The organism is Mycobacterium sp. HUMS_12744610 (genome assembly GCF_041206865.1).
Lineage (GTDB): Bacteria > Actinomycetota > Actinomycetes > Mycobacteriales > Mycobacteriaceae > Mycobacterium > Mycobacterium servetii.
The window spans coordinates 5,101,641-5,123,870 of record NZ_JBGEDP010000001.1; the positions used below are offsets into that span (position 1 = coordinate 5,101,641).

Sequence of the window (22,230 nt, forward strand, 5' to 3'; positions counted from 1 at the left end):
GTTCGACAATCATCCGATCGCATGCGCGGAGCGGACCGCCCGCTCGCACACGTCGCGCACGGCTTCATAGCCACCGGGCCGGCTTTGGCACCCGACGCTGATCCGGACCTCGCCGTCCGCCAGCACGGTCCACCGCACGTGATGGTTGGCGCGCACCTCGCGGTAGGTGACCGCGGGGCGGCCCGCGCTGGTGCCCGACGGATCGAAGTCGACGAACACCGCGGCCGGCTCGGCGTCGATGGCCCGCTTCAGCCGCTCGGCGGCGCCGCTGAGCGCCTCACCGGGCACGGAGGACTGGGTGATGTGCAGCGCGACCTCGGGATCGGACGGCGAGGTGACCTGCACCCGCGCCGAACCCGGACCGGCGACCACGCGCCGGGCCGGCCAGCCCGCCGGAACCGACAGCGCCACCCTGCCCTCCACCAGCAGCGTCGGGGCCGCGGCGGGGGCGGGTGTTGCGGCGTGACGTCCGCCCGGGGCCACGGCCAGGGCTGCCGCGGCCAGCGCGACGACGGCGGCGGTGAACCCGGCGCGCAACCGCGCACGCGGACGAGAGCCCCCGCCAGAGCGCGCAACCCGGTGCCGGGGGGCGCGGGCCGGGGCCGGTTCAATCGACCGGGCGAGCCGGGCCAGGCTGGCTTCGTCGACGGTGACGACCGCGCGCCCGCCACTGCGCGCCGCCGCGGCGAGCGATCTCGCCAGCGCCGCCGCCCCCGTGACGGCGCCCGGCGCGTCGAGGACCACGGTGCCCGTCGTCCCGGCGACCACCGCCGCGACCTCCTCGGCCAGGCGGTGCCGCCGCGTCGCGCGGGGTATCGCCACCACCTCGGCCCCGGTGATCACCACCAACCGCTCGGTGATCTCCACCACCACCGCCGCCGCGCCCGTGGCCGCTCTGGCCAACAGCCACGACCGCGGGCGTGCCCGCACGTCGGCGGCGAGCCTCCCCGCGGCCGCGCTGACCAGGCCGACGCGCGCCAGCGACCACCACGACGGGTGCACGAGCACCAGCGCTTCCCGGGCCTCCGGACAAAGCGCCGACCGCAGCGCGGCGCGCCACAGCGCGTCGACGCCCACCGGCCGCTCCCCGACCAGCGCCACCGGGTCGTCGATCGCCCCCAGGGCCGCCGCCGTGACCCTTGACGCGGCGGAAGCGTCTGCCGCACAACATAACCGGCGCACGGTGCCGGGCCCTGCCTCGATGACCGCGCGGTGCGCACTCACGGCGGGCTCCAGGCCACCTGGATCAGCTGTTCGTCACCGGGCCGGGTGACCAGCACCCCACGCCCCGGCGGGAGCCGGATCGGTCGGCCGGAACCGAACGGCGCGCCGCCGCCGGGGCATCCGCTCATCCTCAGTTCTGCGCAACCCAGATCGCGCAGGCCCGCCAGCAGCGGCTCGAACAGCGCGCGCTCGGCGCCCCCGCCGCGCCGCGCGAGCACCAGATGCAGGCCCAAATCCCTTGCATGGGGCAGGTATTCGACGAGCACAGCCAGCGGGTTGCCCGACGGCGCGGCGACCAGTTCATAGTCGTCGACCAGCACGTAGATGTCCGGCCCGGACCATCGGGACCCGGTCCGCAGCTGTTCCTGGGTCGCATCCGCGGGGGGCATCCGCCGCCGCAGCCGGTCCAGCAGCCCGGGGAGCAGCGCTGCCAGCGCCGCCGGCGAGGCGGCGTAGCCGCCGACGTGCCCGGTCTCGACCGCGCCCAGCAGCGCGCGACGGAAGTCGACGATCAGCAGGTGCGCCTCGGCCACGCTCGCGCTCCGCGCGAGCTCCCGGCACAGCACGCGCAGGGCGGCGGTCTTTCCGCACTCGCTGTCCCCGAGGACCAGCAGGTGCGAATGGCGTTCGAAATCGAACACCACCGGTTGCAATCGGCGCTCCTCGATGCCGAGCAGGACCCCCGCCCGGGGCACGGCACCCGCACCGCTCACGACGGCGCGATGGTCCACCTGCGAAGGCAACATCGCTATCGGGGGCGCCGACGAGTCGCCGTGCGGGATCTCGTCCTCGGGCACGGCGATGACCATGTGCATGCCGTCGGGCGAGAGGCCGCGGCCCGGCCTGTCGCGGGGCACGTGCTGGGCGGCCTTGCGGTCGAGTTCGGAGTCGGCGGGATCGCCGAGCCGCAACTCGACGCGGGTGCCGATCTGGTCCCGCAGCGACGGCCTGACGTCGGCCCACCGTGCCGCCGACAGCACCACGTGCACACCGAACGAAAGCCCGTCGACGGCGAGGGCGGTGATCGGCGCTTCCAGCTCCTCGAGCTCGTGCCGGAGGGCCCCCCAGCCGTCGATCACCAGGAACACGTCGCCGAACGGATCGGCCCGCGGTGCCGCGCGCTGCGCGCGCAGCCGGCGATACCGGGCGATCGAGTCGATGCGGTGCTCGCCGAAGACGGCCTCCCGCGACCGCACCACCGACTCGCACTCGGCGACCACGCGGGCCGCGAGTCGCCGTTCGGCCCTGCCCGCGACGGCGCCCACGTGCGGCCAGTCGCGCAGCGCCGCCAGCGCCCCGCCGCCGAAATCCAGGCAGTAGAACTGGACCTCGCCCGGATCGTGGGTGGCGGCTAACGCGGTGATCAGTGTGCGCAACGCCGTCGACTTGCCGGATTGGGGTGCCCCGACGACCGCCACATTGCCTGCGGCCCCGGACAAGTCGGCCAGCAGCGGCGTCCGGCGCTGCTGCAGCGGCCGGTCGACCAGGCCGAGGGGAACCGCCAGGGCATGCGGTGGGGCCGCGCGCAACAGGGTGGCCAGCGCCGGCGACGAGCCCAACGGAGGCAACCACACCCGGTGCGCGGGCGGCCCGTGCCCCGACAACCGGTCCACGAGCGCGTGCAACACCGTCGGCGCCGGCGCGCCGCCGGACGCCGCGACACGCGCCACCGGTCCGGCCGCCCGCGTGCCGAACGGGCGCACCGTGGCCGCCGCCGCGGCCGGCACGTCGGGCGACGGCTCCGTCCGCACCGGCCCCGACACGAAGGCGGCCTGGAAACGGACCGGCTCGCCGCTGCCCGCGCGCAGGTAGCCCGCGCCGGGCGTGTTCGGCAATTCGAACGCGGCGGACGTGCCCAACACCAGGCGGGACTCCCCGGGGGACAGCGTCTTCAGGCACAGCCGGTAGGACAGGTGGGCCTCCAGGCCCCTCAGCCTGCCCTCCTCGAGGCGCTGACTGGCCAGCAGCAGATGCATGCCCAGCGAGCGCCCCACCCGGCCGATCGCGACGAAGGTTTCTGCGAAGTCGGGATGGCGGCCGAGCAGTTCGGAGAATTCGTCGACGATGACGAACAACGACGGCAGCGCGCTGAGCGCGGCACCGTCGGTCCGGGCCCGTTCGTAGGCCGCGGCGCTGCCACACCCCGCCGACCGCAACAGCTCCTGGCGGCGGTTCATCTCGCCGGCCAATGCGTCGCGCATCCGCGCCACCAGCGGCGCGTCGTCGGCCAGGTTGGTGATGACCGCGGCCACGTGCGGGGCGCGCACCATATCGAGAAACGTTGCACCACCTTTGAAGTCGATGAGGAGCAGGTTGAGCGAAGCCGGTGAGTTGAGCGCCATCATGCCCAGCGCGACGGTGCGCAGCAGCTCGGACTTGCCCGATCCGGTGGCCCCCACGCACAGCCCGTGCGGGCCGGCGCCGCCGTCGGCGGGCTCCTTGATGTCGAGCCGCAGCGGCGTGCCGTCGGCCGCGCAGCCCAGGGGAACGCACAGCCGTTCACGACCACTTGCGCCGCACCACAACGGCATCGGGTCGAATCCCCCGATGTCGCCGATCCCGGCCAGCGCCGCCCATCCGGACCCCACGGCCCGGCCGTCGGCCCCGACCCGGTAGGCCGCCAGCCGGCGCGCGCATGTCATCGCCTCCACCGGGTCGAGCCGATCGGGACGCGTCACGGTATCCGTCTCGCCGGCCTGAACTATCGACACGGGTGCGCCGTCGCGGCCGCCGGCGACCGCGATGACGACGACGCCCGGTGTCGCGTCGGCGTGCTCGTCGAGGTCGGCGATCAACACCGCTCGCACCGCGTCCCGCAGGCCCCCCAGTGCCGCCAGCGCCCCGGCAACGCTCGGGTACACCATGCGGGCGGGTCCAGCGCATCGGTTTCGGCGGGATGGGCGTTGTGGGGCAACCACTTCAGCCACTCCCAGTGCGCGCGGCAGCGGTCGCCTACCGCAGCCGCGATCAGCAGTCGATCCGGGGGATGCAGCACCGCCAGCTGGCAGATCATGGCCCGCAGCAGTCCCCGCACCGCCGCCGGATCACCCCCGAGGGTGACGGTCGCACCGGCTCGCAACCCGATCGCGATCGGCACGTCGGCGACCATCGCATGGGTCTCGACGAACCGCCGCATGGCCATGGTGGTCACCGGGTCTGCGGCTCCGCGTGGCGGTAGCTGCGGGACCACAAGGCGGGCGGCGAGCGGCCGGGCACCGACGCCGACCCGGACCAGGCAGAAGTCGGCGTCGGCCGGGCGCCGCTCCCACATCCGCGGGCCGCCGGTCATCGTCCACAACGTGTCCGGGTCGGGATGACGCCAGCGCTCGGAAACGCGTTGCGCCGCTCCGACTTCGGCCACCGACTGGCGCAGGCTGCTCAGATGTTGGAGGTAGGCGGCGCGGGCCGCGTCGATATCGCCGCTGCGCCCCCGCCCGGCGGTCACCGTTGCCACGGTCGAGAGCAGCATCATCGCGGGCAACGCCAGAAACACCGGGGCGCGGCCCCCGCCCCACCCCGACAGCGACGACGCCGCCATGGCTCCCGCCGCCGCGAGCGAGGCCACGAGCGGGAGCAGGCGCAGCAGCGGACCCTGCGACGCGGGGGCCGGCAGGTCGGGCGGGGCCTCGACCACGATGTCCGCCGCCGCGACCGCTGGCGGCTGACTCCGCGGCGGGGGCACAAAATCACGCGTCATCGCGGCCCACGCCCGGGGACGGTAGGCAGCCGCGCTTCCGGCGGCAAGTCAGCTGTGGACAGCCGGACACCGGCCCGACCGGAAACCGGTTAACGTGACGGTGATTCGAGCGAAGGGGACGCACATTGCCTGCATCCGACGAGCTGTGCCGGGTGTGTGTGCACGCCGGTGCCGCCGCGGCGGACCTGGCGTTGCCCGCCCACGTGCCCGTGGCCGCCCTCATCCCGTCGATCCTCGACATCATGCACGGTCCCGCCGGTGCCGCCGAGGCGACCCGCTACCGGTTGTCCCCACCGGGGCTGCCCGCGCTGGCCGGGTCAACGACGCTGGCGCACAACGGCATCCACGACGGTGCCGTTCTGGTACTCAGCCAGTGCGCCCCGCCGCCGCCCGCGCCGCGCCACGACGACCTCGCCGAGGCGGTCTCGGTCGCGCTCGGCGCGGCAGGCCCGCCCGACGGCCGCCACGCGGCCCGCACCGCGGCTGCCGTCGCGGCGGTCGGCCTGGCCGGCGTCGGGGGCCTCGCGCTCATCGAGAACGCTTTCTGCGGCAACGTACCCGCCGGAACGGCCGCCGTGGCCGGCACGGTCGCCGCGATGTCCGCAGTGCTTGCCCGCGGGGCGGACCGGGACCCCACGGCCGGGCTCGCGCTGGGCGTGATCGCCACCCTGCTCGCCGCGGTCGCCGGATTCCTGGCCGTTCCCGGCCCCCCGGGCGCGCCGGGCGTGTTGCTGGCCGCGACGACGGCCGCGGTCGCATCGGTGCTGTCGATGCGCGTATCTACCAGCGGCACACCCGGATTGACCGCGCTGGCTGGCGTGGCGCTCGTCGTCGCCGCCGCCGCGTGCGCGGGTGTGCTGACCGGGGCCCCGCCATCGGCGATCGGTGCGGCGTCCGCGCTGACATCCCTCGGCCTGCTGGAAGCCTCGGGGCGTATGTCCATCGTGGCGGCAGGCCTGTCGCCGCGCCTCGATGCCGTCGCACCCGACGGGGACCGGGTGGCCGCCAGGGCGGTCCGCGCCGACCGCTGGGCGACCAGCCTGGCCGGCGCATTCTCCGCCTCGGCCGCCCTCGGTGCCCTGGTCACCGCGCTGGCCGGCGGACCACGCCTGGCCCGCCTCGTCTTTGCCGCCGTCACCGGGGCGCTGCTGCTGTCGAGGGCCCGCGAGGTCGACGCCAGGCGGGCGTTGCCGCCGGCCGTCGCCGGGTTCGTCGTCCTCGCAGCGGTATTCGCCGCGACGGCGCTCGGCGCGCCCGATCGGGGCCCGGTCATCGCCGCGGCCACGGCGCTGCTGGCCGCCGCGGCGCTGTGCCTGGGCTTCGCCGTCCCCGACCTGTCGCTGCCACCCCCGCTGCGCCGCGGCCTCGGGCTGCTGGAATGGCTTGCGCTGCTCTCCATGGCGCCGCTCGCGTGCTGGATCTGCGGCGTCTACGGCGCCGTCCGCGGAATCCACCTCCGGTGACGCCGTCTCGTGCCGGGCGCCTGCTGGCGGTCACGGCGCTGGTGGGGCTGTGCCAGCTTGGAACGCCCGCCGTCCATGCGGTTTCGCCGCCGCAGGTCGACGACCGGTGGCTGCCGCCGCCGACGCCGCCGGCACCGCCGGCGCCGACCGCGCAGCGCGACGTGTGCGCGCCGCTCACCAGCGGTCCCGCCCCGGCCGCCGACCCGCTCGCCGACCTCGACCTGCCGCGGGTCTGGCGGCTCACGCGTGGGGCGGGTCAACGCGTCGCGGTGATCGACACCGGCGTCTCCCCGCACCCCCGGCTACCCGCCGTGGTGCCCGGAGGCGACTACGTGTCCACCGGCGACGGTACCCGCGACTGCGACGCCCACGGCACGCTGGTGGCCGCGATGATCGCCGCCGCAACGGATTCCGCGGGACGGGGCGGGGTCGCACCCGATGCCACCGTGATCGGCATCCGTCAGTCCAGCGCGAAGTTCGCCCCTACCGCGGACCGGTCCCGCACCGGCGTCGGGGACGTCGACACGCTGGCCAGAGCCGTCCGCACGGCCGCCGATCTCGGCGCCTCGGTGATCAACATCTCCGCGGTCGCCTGCGTTCCGGCCTCCTCCGTGCTCGATGACCGGGCGCTGGGCGCCGCGCTGAGCTACGCCGTCGACGTCAAGAACGCCGTCGTCGTCGCCGCGGCGGGCAACACCGGCGGCCCGGGTCAGTGTCCCACCCAGAAGCAGGACGTCACCTGGGACACCGCCACGGTCGCGGTCAGTCCGGCCTGGTACGACGACTACGTGCTGACGGTCGGTTCGGTGAACGCCGCAGGAGCGCCGTCGCCGTTCACGCTGGCCGGCCCCTGGGTGGACGTCGCCGCGACCGGCGAGCAGGTGAGCCCGCTCGGGTGCACGGTATCGGGCACCAGCTTCGCTGCGCCCGTCGTCAGCGGGGTGGCGGCGTTGATCCGGGCCCGCTTCCCGGCGCTGACCGCGCGGCAGGTGATGCGGCGCATCGAGTCGACCGCGCACCACCCGCCCGCCGGGCGCGATCCACTCGTCGGTCACGGGACGGTCGATGCCCTGGCCGCAGTCAGCACCGACTCCGGCCCGCCCGGCGCCCCTGCCGCCGCGGCACCGTCGGCGACGCCGACCCCCGCGGCACCGTCGACGTCCCCGAATCGGGACGCGCGCAACACCGCGCTGGGCGGTGCGGCGATCTGCCTCATCGCGCTGGCCGCCCGGGCCGCTCGGAGCCGGCGACGACATCCCGGGCCACCGACGCGGCGGGCCGGCTGAGTTCCGGTCCCGACGGCAGCGCCGCCACCATCGGCCACGGCGCCGGAACCGCCTCCGCGAGGCCGAGGTCGTGCGCCGCGTCGTCGTCGGGGACGGCGAAGCGCACCCCGGTATCGGTGACGAGGTATCGTTCGGCGTCCCGGCCGGCCCGCACGTAGGCGCTGCGACCCGGCGGCAGATACACCGCGTCCAGCGCGGGACCGCCCCCGTCGGCCTGGGCCAACGTCACCGGCGCCTGCCCGAACGGCAGGGGGAGACGGTCCCCCGTCAGGAACCCGACGCTGCCCGCGGGCGCGGCCGGGTCCTGCGCGACGCACACCGTGCCGGCGGCGGTGGCCAGGTCCGGTGCCCGGTCGGGGAAGCCGCCCACCGGCAGCGTCGTCACTATCGGAGCGGCGCGGATCGCGTCGGGTGGCACCGTGCGGACCTCGGCCATCCCGTGCGAGTCGCCGAGACGCAGCAGATCCGCGGCCACCCGGCCGATCCGCTGAGCCCCGGCGGGCAGGACCGCGTAATATTCGTCACCGTCCCCGCGTGTGATGCGCAGCACACCACCGACCGCAAAGCCCGGCAACCCCGCAGAGGGACGGCCCGCTCCGGCGATCCGCGGTGCCGTGATCGGCGGCGCCTCCGGGACGGCGTCCAGCAACCACCGGGAGACGGCCCGCGGCGCTCGGCCCTCCAGCCTGAGCGCGCGCACCACGGCGGCGTCGGTCAGGTCGACAACGGCCCGGCGACCCGCGTAGAGCAGGTAGGCGGGTGGGCCCGGTCCGGGCGCGACCAGGAGTGCCTGCCCGTCGGCCAGGCGACGGGCAGCCGAGGCGTCGGTGCGTCCGACGACGACCGTCGTGGCCTCGCCGCCGGGCCCCCCGCCGTCGCAGACCGCCCACACCGACTCCGCCGCGGGCAGCACCACTCCGATGAGCGCCGGGGCGCCCGGAATACCAAGCAGCGGGCCGCGTCTGGTGCGACGCAGGTCCGCCTCGGACACCAGCCTCAGGCTGGTGTCGGCGCCGGCGATCAGCCGCGCTGACACCGCGTTGAGCACCGGATGCCAGGTGTCGCCCACGCGGACGTACAGCGCCCCGGACTCCCGGGCCACCACGATCCGCTCCCGGTCGAGCCCCACCTGCGGCCGCAGCAGGGCCAACACGGCGCAGCCGGCCACGGCGACCGCCACCAGAACCCAGCCGAGGGTCAGCGGCGCCGGCTGCGCCGACAACGACCGGCCCCCCACCAGGGCGCGCTCGACGCGGCGCAGCAAAAACCGGTAACCGCTGACCTGCAGCGCCGTCGTCGACCGGCCCGGCACCCCGCCGCCCTCCCCCCGTCCGCGTCTCCCCACGATCCGTCCCGAATCCGTGGGGCCTCACGGTAGCCCGCGTGCGGGTGCCCGCGCACAGTTCATCCACAGCCGCCGGGGTGTCGTCCGGCCTGGTTACGGCTAACATTGGCGCATGTTTTCGCACCGCACACGTGGCCGTCGGGCGGCCGGCGCGCGGTCGGGGGGTCGCTGGGTGGGCCTGGGGGCCGCCGTTCTGACCGGCGCCGCGGGGCTGCTGAGCACGTCCGGCGCCGTCCCCGTCGCCTCAGCCGACAGCTGCCCGGACGCGCAGGTCATCTTCGCCCGCGGAACCAACGAGCCCGCCGGCATCGGGCGGGTCGGCGAAGCGTTCGTCGACTCCCTGCGCCAGCAGGCCGGCGGCCTGGACATCGGGACGTACGCGGTCAACTACAACGCCAGCAAGCTGCAGATCCACACCGGGGACGGGGCCAACGACGTCATCTCGCACATCAAGTCCTTCACGTCGTCGTGCCCCACCACCAAGCTGGTGCTGGGCGGCTACTCGCAGGGCGCCGACGTCATCGACATCGTGAGCGGGGTCCCCATCGGCGGCATCAACTGGGGCAGTTCGCTACCGCCCCAGTACGCCGCCGACGTCGCGGCGGTCGCCGTGTTCGGCGACGTGGCCGACCGGTCCGGCCGCTCGCTGGCGGCCCAGAGTTCGCTGTTCGGTTCCAAGGTGATCGACCTGTGCAACCCCACCGACCCGATCTGCCACGCGGGCCCCGGCAACGAATGGACCGGACACACCGAGGGTTATGTCCCGGTCTACACCACCCAGGCGGCGGCTTTCGTGGCGTCCAAGCTGCTGGCCGGGACGGGCCGGCAGGTGCCCGGGTTCGGCCCGCAGGTGCCGGTGTTCGGCCCGCAGGCACCCGGCGGCTCCCCGCAGGCGCCCGGGCCGCAGACACCGGCCGGCCCGTTGCCGCCGGGGTCGGGCCCGTCCATCCACGACAATGTGCCGCCGCCGTCCCAGTCGTCCCCGCCGCCACGCGCGCCCGACCTGGTGTCCGTCGTCTACTGACGCTGCGTCGATAACGATTATGGAGCCCTCGGCGGTGATCGGCTGACCGGGCCGGTCGCGTCGTTACCATCGGCCCATGCGGCTTCGCGTGGGCGCCCCTCTGCTCCAAGGCAGTTCGAGCGGCAGGCCGAATGCGGCTGGCCGGCTGGCGAGTCATTTGGGCGCCGCTTTGCTCGGCCCGGCCTGCCTGATCGCGGCTGCGGTGGCGCCCGGGCCGGCGGCGGCGTCGCCCTGCCCGGCCGCCGAGGTGGTCTTCGCGCGGGGCCGAGAGGAGCCACCCGGCCCCGGCTACGTCGGCAACGCGTTCGTCAACGCGCTGCGCCCCAAGGTGCCGAAGATGCCGATCGCGTCGTATGGGGTGAACTATCCCGCCGACATCAGCCCCGCCAAGGGCGCCGACGACATGAGCGCGCACGTCCAGTCCATGGCGAGGAGTTGCCCGAAGACCCGCATGGTCCTCGGCGGCTACTCGCTGGGCGCCGCTGCCACTGACCTCGTGGTCGCGGTGACCCAACCGTCCTTCGGGTTCACCAATCCCCTCCCACCGGCGATGGCCGACCACATCGCGGCCGTCGCGTTGTTCGGCAACGGCACGCGCCGAATCCTCGGGCCGCTGCGCAATTTCAGTCCCGCGTTCGCCGGCAAGACGATCGATCAGTGCGCACCCGGAGACCCGATCTGTTCGAACGGCACCAATTGGCCGTCGCATTTCCAGCCCTCGTACATCGATTCCGGCCTGGTGGATCAGGCTGCCAGCTTCGTCGCCGCCAAGCTCTAGTCGCGGGTACGAATGCCCCGCGTGACCGAATTCCGTTCGGCCAGTTGGTCGTCTGGCGGGTAGTCGACGCCGATGAGCGTCAGCCCGTGCGCCGGCGCGGCCGCGAATTCGCTGGACCGCGCCGTGGCGGTGAGCAGGTCGCGGCACCAGGAGGCCGGGCGGCGATGTTCGCCGACGGCCAGCAGCGCCCCGATCAGCGACCGCACCATCGACCAGCAGAACGCGTCCGCGGCGACGTGCGCGGTGACCAGGTGGCCCTCACGCGACCACTCGAGGCGCTGCAGGTCGCGGATGGTGGTGGCGTTGTCGCGGTGACGGCAGAACGCCGCGAAGTCGTGCAGTCCCAGCAGGTCTCGTGACGCGGTGGTCATCGCCTCCAGGTCCAGGAAACGCGGCCACGCGGTGACGTAGCGGGCCTGCTGCGGCTCCACACCGTAGGGCGCCGTCGACAACCGGTACCGGTAGTGCCGGCGCAGGGCCGAGAACCTGGCATCGAAACCTGCAGGTGCACGGCCGATTTCGAGCACCCGGACGTCGCTGGGCAAAAACCGGCCGAGCCGCCGCAGCAACGGCAGGAACTCCGGCTCGCCGTCCCGCCGGGAGCGCGACTCGGCGTTCGCGAGAGCGACCAAGGGCACATCGGCGTGCGCCACCTGCCCGCTTGCGTGGACCCCGGCATCGGTGCGCCCGGCGGCGCGCAGCCGCACCGGTGTGCGGAAGACGGTCGTCAGCGCCTCGTCGAGAATCCCTGCGACGGTGCGCTGGCCGACCTGCGCCGCCCAGCCCGCGAATTCGGTTCCGTCGTAGGCGATGTCGAGCCGCAGACGGACCTCGTCGCTAACTGTCGGCGGCCTCATCGGACTCGTCGGCGGGGACCTCCCCGACCGCGGGCGCCTCGGCCTGGTCGGCCGCGGTCTCGTCGGCCTCGGCCACCTCGGGCACCGAGACTTCCTCGGCAGTCGGTCCGACCGCTTCCTGCGGCTCGACCGCCGCCTGCGGCGCCGCGTCGGCCGCCACCGGCGCCTCCTGGCCCTTGGAGGCCTTGACCCGACGTGCCCGATCGGCTTCGGAGGTCACGGTCTTCTCCCGCACGAGTTCGATGACGGCCATCGGCGCGTTGTCACCCTTGCGCGCCTCGACCTTGATAATGCGGGTGTAGCCGCCGTTGCGGTCGGCGAAGAAGGGTCCGATCTCCTCGAACAGGGCGTGCACCACGTCCTTGTCGCGGATCTTCTTCAGGACCTCTCGGCGGTTGTGCAGCGTGCCCTTTTTGGCGTGGGTGATCAGCTTCTCCGCGTAGGGCCGCAGCGCGCGCGCCTTCGGCTCCGTCGTCTTGATCCGGCCGTGCTCGAACAGCGATGTGGCCAGGTTGGCCAGGAGGGCCTTCTGGTGCGACGACGACCCGCCGAGGCGCGGACCCTTGGTGGGCTTGGGCATTGCTGACGCTCCTGTCTAGATAAAAATCTCACTGCAGCCATTTCGTCCGGCTCCTCGGCGGCCGATGACCGGCCGCATCGTCACCGGACGGCTGCTAGAGCTGTTCGGTTTCGGCGTAGTCCTGGTCGTCGTAGGCGCCCTCGGAAGACCAGGTGCCGGTGGCGACGTCGTAACCCGCGACCTCCGACGGGTCGAAGCTCGCCGGGCTGTCCTTGAGCGACAGACCCAGCTGGTGCAGCTTGACCTTGACCTCGTCGATGGACTTCTGGCCGAAGTTGCGGATGTCCAGCAGGTCCGACTCGGTGCGGCTCACCAGCTCGCCGACCGTGTGCACACCCTCGCGCTTGAGACAGTTATAGGACCGCACGGTCAGGTCCAGGTCGTCGATCGGCAGCGCGAACGAGGCGATGTGGTCGGCCTCGGCGGGCGACGGCCCGATCTCGATGCCCTCGGCCTCGACGTTGAGTTCGCGTGCCAGGCCGAACAATTCGACCAGCGTCTTACCCGCCGACGCGAGCGCATCGCGGGGGCTGATCGAGCTCTTGGTCTCGACGTCCAGGATCAGCTTGTCGAAGTCGGTGCGCTGCTCGACACGGGTGGCGTCCACCTTGTAGGTCACCTTGAGCACCGGCGAGTAGATCGAATCGACCGGGATCCGGCCGATCTCGGCACCGGAGGCTCGGTTCTGCACCGCCGGGACGTAGCCGCGGCCACGCTCGACGACCAGCTCCACCTCGAGCTTGCCCTTGTCGTTCAGCGTCGCAATGTGCATCTCCGGGTTGTGCACGGTGACGCCGGCCGGCGGCACGATGTCACCCGCGGTGACCTCGCCCGGGCCCTGCTTGCGCAGGTACATCGTGACCGGCTCGTCCTCCTCCGACGACACGACCAGGCTCTTGAGGTTCAGGATGATCTCGGTGACGTCTTCCTTGACGCCGGGCACGGTGGTGAACTCGTGCAGCACACCGTCGATGCGAATGCTGGTGACGGCCGCGCCGGGGATCGACGACAGCAGCGTGCGGCGCAGCGAATTGCCCAGGGTGTAACCGAATCCGGGCTCCAGCGGTTCAATGACGAACTGGGACCGGTTGTCGGCGACGACTTCCTCGGACAGGGTGGGTCGCTGTGAGATCAGCATGGTGTTCTTCTCCTTCTCGGCACCCGCTATTTGATGCCGCTCAGGTGGTCCGTCGCCGCGGCCGCGGCTCCGGGGGCTCTTACTTGGAGTAGTACTCGACGATCAACTGCTCGGTCAGCGGCACCTCGATCTGCGCCCGCTCCGGCAGTTGGTGGACCAGGATGCGCTGGCGCTCCCCCACGACCTGTAGCCAGCTCGGGATAGGACGGTCACCCGCGGTCTCCCGCGCGATCTGGAACGGCACCGTGTTCAGCGAAGACTCCCGCACGTCGATGATGTCGTACTGGGAGACCCGGTAGCTGGGCACGTCGACGTGCACGCCGTTGACGCTGAAATGCCCGTGCGTGACCAGTTGTCGGGCCATCCGGCGGGTGCGGGCCAGGCCGGCGCGGTACACGACGTTGTCCAGCCGGCTCTCCAGGATGCGCAGGAGCTCCTCGCCGGTCTTGCCGGGCTGGCGTACAGCCTCTTCGTAGTAGCGGCGGAACTGCTTTTCCATCACGCCGTAGGTGAAGCGGGCCTTCTGCTTCTCCTGCAGCTGCAGCAGGTATTCGCTCTCCTTGATCCGCGCGCGGCCGTGCTGGCCGGGCGGGTAGGGACGCTTCTCGAACGCCTGGTCGCCGCCGACGAGGTCGGTGCGCAGCCGGCGCGACTTGCGGGTGATGGGTCCGGTGTAACGAGCCATGTCTTTCCTACCTAGACCCTTCTGCGCTTGGGCGGACGGCAGCCGTTGTGCGGCTGCGGGGTGACGTCGGAGATCGCGCCGACCTCCAGGCCCGCGGCCTGCAGCGAGCGGATCGCCGTCTCCCGGCCCGAGCCCGGTCCCTTGACGAACACGTCGACCTTGCGCACGCCGTGCTCCTGCGCCTTGCGGGCGGCGTTCTCCGCGGCCAGCTGCGCGGCGAACGGGGTCGACTTCCGCGAGCCCTTGAAGCCGACGTGGCCCGAGGACGCCCAGGCGATGACGTTGCCCTGGGGGTCGGTGATGCTCACGATCGTGTTGTTGAACGTGCTCTTGATGTGCGCGGCGCCGTGCGGGATGTTCTTCTTTTCCCGCTTGCGGGTCTTCTGCCCCTTCTTGGGGGCAGAGGCTGCCTTCTTTGCTGGTGGCATCCGGTTCTACCTGGCCTTCTTCTTGCCTGCGATGGTGCGCTTGGGGCCCTTGCGGGTCCGCGCGTTGGTCTTGGTCCGCTGGCCGCGCACGGGCAGCCCGCGGCGGTGCCGCAGGCCCTGGTAGCAGCCGATCTCGATCTTGCGGCGGATGTCGGCCTGCACCTCGCGGCGCAGGTCGCCCTCCACCTTGAGGTTGGCTTCGATGTAGTCACGCAGATGGGTGAGCTGGTCGTCGGTCAGGTCCCGCGTGCGCAGGTCCTTGTCGATGCCGGTGGCCGCCAGAATCTCGTTCGAGCGGGTCCGGCCGACGCCGTAGATGTAGGTCAGGGCGATCTCCATGCGTTTGTCGCGTGGCAGATCGACGCCGACTAGTCGAGCCATGGGTGGCGTTTCCTCTTTTTCTCGGCGGAGGTCTGGTCCCAGCCCGCTCCCGTCCCCGATGTCTCGGGGTGGGGCCCGGCCTCCGTCCGGGCGTGGATGAGCCGACCATCTCTGAAGATGCCAGCGGCTCACTGGTGCTGGGAGGTCTGCATTCAGTTGTGATCGCGGGTAGCCGCGTACAGGGTGGCGACCCGCTCGGCCCGGCTACGCCGCGCCGGCGATCGCCACTAGCCCTGCCGCTGCTTGTGGCGAGGATCGGAGCAGATCACCATGACCCGCCCATGCCGGCGGATCACCCTGCACTTGTCACAGATGGGCTTCACGCTCGGGTTCACCTTCACGGCTGGTCGATCCTGTTCTGTCTTCGTTGGTGTTGGTTCGGGCTTGTAGTCACTTGTACCGGTACACGATGCGGCCCCGGGACAGGTCGTAGGGAGACAACTCCACCACCACCCGGTCCTCGGGCAGGATGCGGATGTAGTGCTGCCGCATCTTGCCGCTGATGTGGGCGAGCACCTTGTGGCCGTTCTCCAGCTCAATGCGGAACATCGCATTGGGTAGGGGCTCGACCACGCGGCCCTCGACCTCTATGGCGCCGTCCTTCTTGGCCATAACTTCTCAGAAATCCTCGTCGTTAATCGTCTTCAGGTGGCTTCTCGGTCCGCCCGCGTCGGCGCAGCGTCACCCGGTCTTCAAACGTGAGCCGGTGACAGGAAATTCCTAGGACAGGGCACGCAGAAAGCCGGCACGAAAGTCGCACCGTTGGTCCACAATACCCGTAAACCGAGCGTGAGCCAAAATCCCGACGGGGGCATACTAGCGGGATCACCGACCCGTCGCTCCCGCCGCGCCGGAATAGCGGCACCGCACCCCCGGTTCCACACACCATGACCGATCCAGCGAGCAAGCCCGAGTTAGGCCGGTTCGGATCGTTCGGACGCGGCGTCACGCCACAGCAGGCCAAGGACATCGAGGCCCTGGGCTACGGCGCGGTCTGGGTCGGCGGTTCCCCACCCGCCGAGCTGGCCTGGGTGGAGCCGATCCTGGCCGCCACCACCACGCTGCAGGTGGCCACCGGCATCGTCAACATCTGGACGGCGGCCGCCGGACCGGTGGCCGAATCGTTCCACCGCATCGAGGCCGCCTACCCCGGGCGCTTCCTGTTGGGGATCGGGGTCGGCCATCCCGAGGCGCACACCGAATACCGCAAGCCCTACAACGCGCTGGTGGAGTACCTGGACTCACTCGACGCGCACGGCGTGCCCCCCGACCGCCGGGTGGTGGCGGCCCTGGGCCCGCGCGTGCTCAAGCTTTCCGCGCAACGCAGCGCCGGGGCGCATCCCTACCTCACCACCCCCGAGCACACCGCGCAGGCCCGGGAACTGATCGGCGCCTCGGGCTTTCCGGAGGCGTTCCTGGCGCCCGAACACAAGGTGGTGCTGACCACCGACACCGAGAAAGCCCGCGCGGTGGGGCGCAGGGCACTCGACATCTACTTCGATCTCGCCAACTACCGCAACAGCTGGAGGCGGCTGGGCTTCTCCGCGGAAGAGGTCACCCGCCCGGGCAGCGACCGGCTGGTCGACGCCCTGGTGGCCTACGGCACGCCGGAACAGATCGCGGCGCGGCTGCGCAAGCACCTCGACGCGGGGGCCGACCACGTTCCCGTGCAGATCCTGACCGAAGATGAAAACCTGGTGTCGGCTCTCGCCGAGTTGGCGGGGCCGCTCGGGCTGACCGTAGCGTGAGAAGAGGGGGATCTAGATGACCGAGGCGGTTTCACTCAAGCCCGAGCTGGGCCGGTTCGGCGTGTGGCTTCCCACCCGGTCGATCACGCCCGAGCTGGCCGGGGCGATCGAATCGCTCGGCTACGGCGCGGCGTGGATCGGCGGGTCACCGGACGCGGAACTCGCCTGGGTCGACCCGGCGCTGGCGCAGACCGCCTCGCTGCAACTGGCCACCGGGATCGTCAACATCTGGTCGGCGCCGGCACGCGAGGTCGCCGAGTCCTTCCAGCGCATCGAGAGCGCGCATCCGGGGCGATTCCTGCTGGGCATCGGGGTGGGTCATCGCGAACACACGCAGGAGTACGTGAAGCCCTACGACGCGCTGGCCGGTTACCTCGACAAACTCGACGCGGCGCCGGTCCCGACCAGCCGCCGGGTGCTGGCGGCGCTCGGACCGCGGGTGCTGCGGCTGGCGGCCGAGCGCAGTGCCGGCGCCCATCCGTACCTGACCACGCCCGAGCACACGGCCAAGGCGCGCGAGCTGCTCGGCAATTCGGTGTTCCTGGCCCCCGAGCACAAGGTGGTGCTCAGCACCGACGCCGAGGAAGCCCGCGCCGTCGGCCGCCGCTTCCTCGAGCACTACCTGGGCCTGAGCAACTACGTCAACAACTGGCTGCGGATGGGCTTCACCGAGGCCGACGTCCGCAAGCCCGGCAGCGACAGGCTCATCGACGCGGTGGTGGCCCACGGCAGCCCCGAGGCCGTCGTGCACCGCCTGGTCGAACACCTGGAGGCCGGCGCCGATCACGTGGCGATCCAGGTGCTGGGTGGCTGGAACGAAGAAACCCTGATACCTGCGCTGACCGAATTGGCCGGACCACTGGGGCTGACTCCCCCCAACTGAGCCGCCCCCTGGGCTAGGGTCTTAGGCCATGCGGCTACTGGTCACCGGCGGCGCCGGCTTCATCGGCGCCAATTTCGTGCACGCCACCGTGCGCGAACACCCCGAGGATTCCGTGACGGTGCTCGACGCCCTGACCTACGCCGGCCGGCGTGAGTCGCTGGCCGGCGTCGAGGACTCGATCCGGTTCGTCGAGGGCGACGTCAGCGATGCCGAGCTGGTCAGCCGGCTGGTCGCCGAGTCCGACGCCGTGGTGCACTTCGCCGCCGAGACCCACGTCGACAACTCGCTGGAAGACCCGGGCACGTCGCTGCAGAGCAACGTGGTGGGTACCTACGTCATCCTCGAGGCGGTGCGACGGCACGGAGTGCGCCTGCACCACATCTCCACCGACGAGGTCTACGGCGACCTGGAGCTCGGCGAGCCGCAGCGGTTCACCGACTCCACGCCGTACAACCCCTCGAGCCCCTACTCCGCGACCAAGGCCGCCAGCGACCTGCTGGTCCGGGCCTGGGTGCGGTCCTACGGAGTGCGCGCGACGATCTCCAACTGCTCCAACAACTACGGGCCGTATCAGCACGTGGAGAAGTTCATCCCGCGCCAGATCACCAACGTGCTGACCGGGCGCCGCCCGAAGCTGTACGGAGCGGGCACCAACGTCCGGGACTGGATCCACGTCGAGGACCACAACAGCGCGGTGCGGCGGATCCTGGACAAGGGCGAGAACGGCCGCACCTACCTGATCGCCGCCGAGGGCGAGCGCGACAACCTAACGGTGATGCGCACGATCCTGCAGATGATGGGACACGACCCCGACGACTTCGACCACGTCCCCGACCGCGCAGGCCACGACGTGCGGTACGCCATCGACCCGACGTCGTTGCACAACGAATTGGGTTGGGCGCCCAAGCATGCCAACTTCGAGGCGGGCCTGCGGGCCACCATCGACTGGTACCGCGAGAACGAATCGTGGTGGCGGCCGCTCAAGGACGGTGCCGAAGCCCGCTACGAGGAGCGTGGTCAGTGAAGGTTCGCGAACTCGACATCCCCGGCGCGTGGGAGATCACCCCGACCATTCACGGCGACTCTCGCGGGTTGTTCTTCGAATGGCTCAAGGACCGCGACTTCACCGGCTTCGCCGGTCACCGCCTGGACGTCCGGCAGGCCAACTGCTCGGTCTCCTCGGCCGGTGTGCTGCGCGGCCTGCACTTCGCCCAGGTGCCCCCGAGCCAGGCCAAGTACGTGACGTGCGTGCGGGGCTCGGTGTTCGACGTCGTCGTCGACGTCCGGCTGGGCTCACCGACGTTCGGGAAATGGGACTCGGTCCTGCTCGACGACTCCGAACGCCGCACCATCTACATCTCCGAAGGACTGGCGCACGGTTTTCTTGCCCTGCAAGCCAATTCGACGATCATGTACCTGTGCTCCTCCGAGTACAACCCGGAGCGCGAGCACACCATCAGCGCGACCGATCCGGCGCTGGGGATCGACTGGCCGTTGGTCGACGGGGCGGCTCCCAGCCTGTCGGACCGGGACGCCGCGGCCCCCAGCTTCGACGAGGTGCGCGCGTCCGGGGTGCTGCCCACCTGGGAGGAGAGCCGGGCCTTCATCGACGGCCTGCGAAACGGATAACCGCGCCCGACGCCGACCGGGCACGCCGGTGAAAACCGGCTATTTCCGTTAAATTCGCCGACGGCAAGATCTACCATTCGTTCATCGCCGGGTCGGGGGGCGACAGCTCGATGGCAATGGCGCTGGAGGGGTCAGATGTCGTTGGTGATGGCGGTGCCGGAATTCCTGGCCGACGCGGCAGACGATCTGGCGACGCTGAGCTCCGCGCTCGATGCGGCCCACGCGGCGGCCGCCGGCCCCACGACGCGAATACTGTCGGCCGCCGCCGATGAGGTGTCCACGATGGCTGCGCAGGTGTTTTCCCTGCATGCGGCGCGGTTCCAGGCGTTGGGCGCCCGCGCCGCGGCTTTCCTCGACCAGCACGTGCAGGCGCTGCAGGCGGCCGCGGACGGCTATGCCAACACCGAGGCGGCCAGCGTCCCGCAACTGCTGCTGGAGCTGGTCAACGCGCCCACCAACACGTTGCTCGGGCGTCCGCTGATCGGCAACGGCGCCAACGGATACACCACCAACCAGGGCGTGGGAACGCCGGGCCAAGCAGGCGGAATCCTCTACGGCAACGGCGGCAACGGCGGGAACAGCACCGGGCTCGGGGCGACCGGCGGTGCCGGCGGGTCCGCCGGGCTGTGGGGCAACGGCGGAAACGGCGGGACCGGCGGGCCCAACGCCGCCGGCGGTGCCGCCGGCCGGGGCGGATTGCTTTTCGGCGCAAGCGGTCTCGCCGGTGCGGCCGGCCCGACCGTTCCGGTGACCTCCGTGCCGCTGTCGTATCAGGGCGGGCGCCTGATCGCGGACGTCTCCATCGCCGGCGGCCCCAGCGTGCCGGTGATCGTCGACACCGGCTCGATGGGTCTCATCGTGCCGCCCCAGGATGTCAACGCCCAGAACCTGGGCGCGATCACCGGGTTCAGCAGCGTCACCTACGGGGAGCCCGGAAACTACCTGACCGAGTATTACGACACCTACAGCGCGCCAATCAATTTCGGTAACGGATACGTCACGGCGCCGACCACCGTTGCCGTTGTCACCTCGGTGGTCTCCAACGGCTACACCTATTCGGCGTCGCAGGCGCCCGCCATCCTGGGCGTCGGGGTGAACGCCGGAGGCCCGCTGGGCACGAGTCCGGTGACGGCGCTGCCCGGCAGCCTCGGCCGGGGCGTGCTGCTCGACGAACCCAGTGGAGTGATGGAGTTCGGGGCAAACCCGCTGCCGTCCTACGGCTCCGTGACCGGAGCGCCGGTGACCACCCTGGACGTGAAGATCAACGGCGGAACCATGCAGTCGACCGGTGACGCGTTCATCGATTCCGGCGGCCTGTACGGGGCCGTCCCGACAGCGCTCAACCCGCCCACCGACGCCTACGGGTACGTGCAGCCCGGAACCCAGATCTCGGTCTACAACACCGGTGGGACGCTGCTGTACAGCACGACGACCGCCTCCCAACAGATGTCCGTGGTGTCGAGCGCGGCCGGCGGCGACTTCAACACCGGCGTCACCCCCTTCCTCGAGGACCCGATCTACCTCTCCTACACCACCCCCGGCGGGTCGATATCCTTCGACACCTGACCCACCGGCCTCGCCGGCTCCACCCCCGGCCGGGAACGGATGAGAAGCTGTCGTGGTGGACCAGACCCCGGTGTTCGAATTCGTCGACGTCGTCGTGGAGCGCGACGGGGTGCGGGCGCTGGACGGGTTCACCGCCGCGGTTCCCGGCCGGGGCGTGACGGCGATATTCGGCCCGTCCGGTGCGGGCAAGTCGACCATGCTGCGCCTGTGCAACCGGCTGGAGCTGCCGACCGGTGGACGAGTGTTGTTTTGCGGCAACGACATTGCCGAGCTCGACCCGTTGGCGTTGCGGCGCCGGGTGGGCATGTGCTTCCAACGTCCGACGCCGTTTCCCGGCGCCGTGGCCGACAACCTGCGGGTCGCCGACCCGGGCGCCTCCGACGCGCGGATATGCGAGACGCTGGAGCGCGTGGCGCTGACCGGCCCGGGGACCGGGTCGTGGCTGGACCGGGACGCCGGCGCGCTGTCGGGCGGGGAGGCGCAGCGCATGTGCCTGGCCCGCACCCTGATGGCGCGACCGCAGGTGCTGCTGCTCGACGAACCGACCTCCGCGGTGGACGCCGAGGCGGCGCGCGTGATCGAGCGCGCGGTGCGCGATCTGGCCGACCGCGACGGCATCCCGGCCATCTGGGTGACCCACGACGCCGCGCAGGCCGCGCGGGCCGCTGATCGGGTGCTGCGCATCGAGGCGGGCCGTTGCCTTGGCCTGGGACCGGCGAAGCGGTGAACGGGCAGGTCGGCTGGGTCGGGCTGGCGACGTCGCTGTCGCTGGTCGCCGTGGCGGCGGCGGTGTCGCTGTGTCAGCGACTCGGCCTGGAGCGGCAGGTGCTGTGGGCGGCGGCGCGCGCCCTGGTCCAGCTGCTGCTCGTGGGCGGCGCGCTGACGTTGCTGTTCGAGCCGGGCCGTTCGCTGTGGTGGTCGTGGGCGTGGATCGCGGGCATGGTCGCCTACGCCGGGGACGTCGCCCGCCGCCGCGCCCCGGAGGTACCTCGGTTGGCGCCACTGGCGATCGTCGCGTTCACCGCGGCCGCCGCGATCACGCTGGGGGTCATCTTCGGGCTACGGGTGTTCCCCCTGCAGGCGCGGACCGTGGTCCCGATCGCCGGGATGATGATCGGCAACTCGATGACGGCCATGGTGCTGGTCGCCCGGCGCCTGGTCGACGAGCTGCGCGACAAACGCGACGAGGTCGACGCCCGGCTCGCCCTCGGGCAACCGTCCCGGCAGGCCGCCGCACCGTACCTGCGCATCGCGTTGCGCTCGGCGATCAGCCCGCAGATCGAAACCACGAAAGCCACCGGGCTGGTTTTCCTGCCGGGCGCTATGACCGGGCTCATCCTGGCCGGGGTCCCGCCCGTGCAGGCCGTGCTCGTGCAGGCGGTGGTGATGTTCCTCATCTTGGGGTCGGTCGCGGCCACCACCGTCGTGGTCGCCCTCGGCCTGGTGCGCCTGGTGTTCACCCGCGACCACCGCCTGCTGCCGCTGGGTCGCCGCCCCTAACCGAGTTGACAAGTACGT

The 22,230-nt window shown here is 71.8% G+C and carries 21 protein-coding genes and 1 pseudogene; 11 read left to right on the top strand and 11 right to left on the bottom strand.

Annotation, left to right across the window (positions count from 1 at the left end):
• Positions 1-9: 9 nt before the first annotated feature.
• Both AB8998_RS24755 and eccCa read right to left on the bottom strand, forming a co-directional pair.
• Positions 10-1,224: a type VII secretion-associated protein gene (locus AB8998_RS24755; protein ID WP_369740373.1), complete on the bottom strand. Its 1,215-nt coding sequence runs from the start codon at positions 1,222-1,224 to the stop codon at positions 10-12.
• Positions 1,221-4,921, bottom strand: a pseudogene (gene eccCa, locus AB8998_RS24760) (type VII secretion protein EccCa). The gene AB8998_RS24755 and the pseudogene eccCa overlap by 4 nt, the downstream one beginning before the upstream one ends.
• A 125-nt stretch (positions 4,922-5,046) precedes the next feature.
• Here eccCa and eccD point away from each other — a divergent pair.
• Entirely contained in the window at positions 5,047-6,384 is a 1,338-nt protein-coding gene (gene eccD / locus AB8998_RS24765) for a type VII secretion integral membrane protein EccD (protein ID WP_369740374.1), read from the top strand.
• The gene (mycP, locus tag AB8998_RS24770; RefSeq protein WP_369740376.1) at positions 6,381-7,670 is read left to right on the top strand and encodes a type VII secretion-associated serine protease mycosin; all 1,290 of its coding nucleotides are present in this window, start codon (positions 6,381-6,383) and stop codon (positions 7,668-7,670) included. Before eccD ends, mycP begins: the two co-directional genes overlap by 4 nt.
• Here mycP and eccB read toward each other — a convergent pair.
• Positions 7,597-8,982: a type VII secretion protein EccB gene (gene eccB / locus AB8998_RS24775; protein WP_369741750.1), complete on the bottom strand. Its 1,386-nt coding sequence runs from the start codon at positions 8,980-8,982 to the stop codon at positions 7,597-7,599. The two genes, mycP and eccB, sit on opposite strands and share 74 nt — an antisense overlap.
• 145 nt (positions 8,983-9,127) lie before the next feature.
• Between eccB and AB8998_RS24780 the strand changes: the two genes are divergently transcribed.
• Both AB8998_RS24780 and AB8998_RS24785 read left to right on the top strand, forming a co-directional pair.
• Positions 9,128-10,039 carry a cutinase family protein gene (locus AB8998_RS24780; protein WP_369740378.1) on the top strand — a complete coding sequence of 304 codons (912 nt, stop codon included), beginning with the start codon at positions 9,128-9,130 and terminating at the stop codon, positions 10,037-10,039.
• A 76-nt stretch (positions 10,040-10,115) separates the two neighbouring features.
• Positions 10,116-10,817, top strand: coding sequence for a cutinase family protein (locus AB8998_RS24785; protein WP_369740380.1), 702 nt, complete (start codon positions 10,116-10,118; stop codon positions 10,815-10,817).
• On the opposite strand, the gene truA is transcribed toward AB8998_RS24785, so the two are convergent.
• From truA to infA, 8 genes are all read right to left on the bottom strand, one after another.
• Positions 10,814-11,674 carry a tRNA pseudouridine(38-40) synthase TruA gene (gene truA, locus AB8998_RS24790; RefSeq protein ID WP_369740382.1) on the bottom strand — a complete coding sequence of 287 codons (861 nt, stop codon included), beginning with the start codon at positions 11,672-11,674 and terminating at the stop codon, positions 10,814-10,816. The genes AB8998_RS24785 and truA overlap by 4 nt on opposite strands.
• Entirely contained in the window at positions 11,655-12,254 is a 600-nt protein-coding gene (gene rplQ, locus AB8998_RS24795; RefSeq protein ID WP_369740384.1) for a 50S ribosomal protein L17, read from the bottom strand. Before rplQ ends, truA begins: the two co-directional genes overlap by 20 nt.
• Positions 12,255-12,348: 94 nt before the next feature.
• Positions 12,349-13,392 (bottom strand): DNA-directed RNA polymerase subunit alpha, encoded by a 1,044-nt coding sequence (locus AB8998_RS24800; RefSeq protein WP_369740386.1) that lies wholly within the window; start codon positions 13,390-13,392, stop codon positions 12,349-12,351.
• Between the two features lie 79 nt (positions 13,393-13,471).
• The gene (gene rpsD / locus AB8998_RS24805; protein ID WP_369740388.1) at positions 13,472-14,077 is read right to left on the bottom strand and encodes a 30S ribosomal protein S4; all 606 of its coding nucleotides are present in this window, start codon (positions 14,075-14,077) and stop codon (positions 13,472-13,474) included.
• 11 nt (positions 14,078-14,088) lie between these two features.
• Positions 14,089-14,505: a 30S ribosomal protein S11 gene (gene rpsK / locus AB8998_RS24810; RefSeq protein WP_046182344.1), complete on the bottom strand. Its 417-nt coding sequence runs from the start codon at positions 14,503-14,505 to the stop codon at positions 14,089-14,091.
• A 6-nt stretch (positions 14,506-14,511) separates the two neighbouring features.
• Positions 14,512-14,886, bottom strand: a complete 375-nt coding sequence (rpsM, locus tag AB8998_RS24815; RefSeq protein WP_369740391.1) for a 30S ribosomal protein S13 — start codon at positions 14,884-14,886, stop codon at positions 14,512-14,514.
• Between the two features lie 227 nt (positions 14,887-15,113).
• A complete protein-coding gene (gene rpmJ, locus AB8998_RS24820) occupies positions 15,114-15,227 on the bottom strand; it encodes a 50S ribosomal protein L36 (protein WP_003879483.1) in 114 nt (37 codons plus the stop codon).
• 49 nt (positions 15,228-15,276) lie between these two features.
• The gene (gene infA / locus AB8998_RS24825; protein ID WP_003418601.1) at positions 15,277-15,498 is read right to left on the bottom strand and encodes a translation initiation factor IF-1; all 222 of its coding nucleotides are present in this window, start codon (positions 15,496-15,498) and stop codon (positions 15,277-15,279) included.
• Positions 15,499-15,773: 275 nt separating this feature from the next.
• Between infA and AB8998_RS24830 the strand changes: the two genes are divergently transcribed.
• The 7 genes from AB8998_RS24830 to AB8998_RS24860 all read left to right on the top strand — a co-directional run bounded on the left by AB8998_RS24830 (position 15,774) and on the right by AB8998_RS24860 (position 22,212).
• Positions 15,774-16,634, top strand: a complete 861-nt coding sequence (locus AB8998_RS24830; protein ID WP_369740485.1) for an LLM class F420-dependent oxidoreductase — start codon at positions 15,774-15,776, stop codon at positions 16,632-16,634.
• 16 nt (positions 16,635-16,650) lie between these two features.
• Positions 16,651-17,517: an LLM class F420-dependent oxidoreductase gene (locus tag AB8998_RS24835; RefSeq protein ID WP_369740486.1), complete on the top strand. Its 867-nt coding sequence runs from the start codon at positions 16,651-16,653 to the stop codon at positions 17,515-17,517.
• A 28-nt stretch (positions 17,518-17,545) separates the two neighbouring features.
• Positions 17,546-18,541, top strand: coding sequence for a dTDP-glucose 4,6-dehydratase (gene rfbB / locus AB8998_RS24840; RefSeq protein WP_369740487.1), 996 nt, complete (start codon positions 17,546-17,548; stop codon positions 18,539-18,541).
• On the top strand, positions 18,538-19,146 hold the full coding sequence (gene rfbC, locus AB8998_RS24845) for a dTDP-4-dehydrorhamnose 3,5-epimerase (RefSeq protein WP_369740488.1): 609 nt from the start codon (positions 18,538-18,540) through the stop codon (positions 19,144-19,146). Before rfbB ends, rfbC begins: the two co-directional genes overlap by 4 nt.
• 135 nt (positions 19,147-19,281) lie before the next feature.
• Complete coding sequence (locus AB8998_RS24850) at positions 19,282-20,712, top strand: PecA family PE domain-processing aspartic protease (RefSeq protein WP_369740489.1); 1,431 nt, start codon at positions 19,282-19,284, stop codon at positions 20,710-20,712.
• A gap of 52 nt (positions 20,713-20,764) precedes the next feature.
• Complete coding sequence (locus AB8998_RS24855; protein ID WP_369740491.1) at positions 20,765-21,439, top strand: ATP-binding cassette domain-containing protein; 675 nt, start codon at positions 20,765-20,767, stop codon at positions 21,437-21,439.
• Positions 21,436-22,212 (top strand): ABC transporter permease, encoded by a 777-nt coding sequence (locus AB8998_RS24860; protein ID WP_369741751.1) that lies wholly within the window; start codon positions 21,436-21,438, stop codon positions 22,210-22,212. Before AB8998_RS24855 ends, AB8998_RS24860 begins: the two co-directional genes overlap by 4 nt.
• Positions 22,213-22,230: the final 18 nt, after the last annotated feature.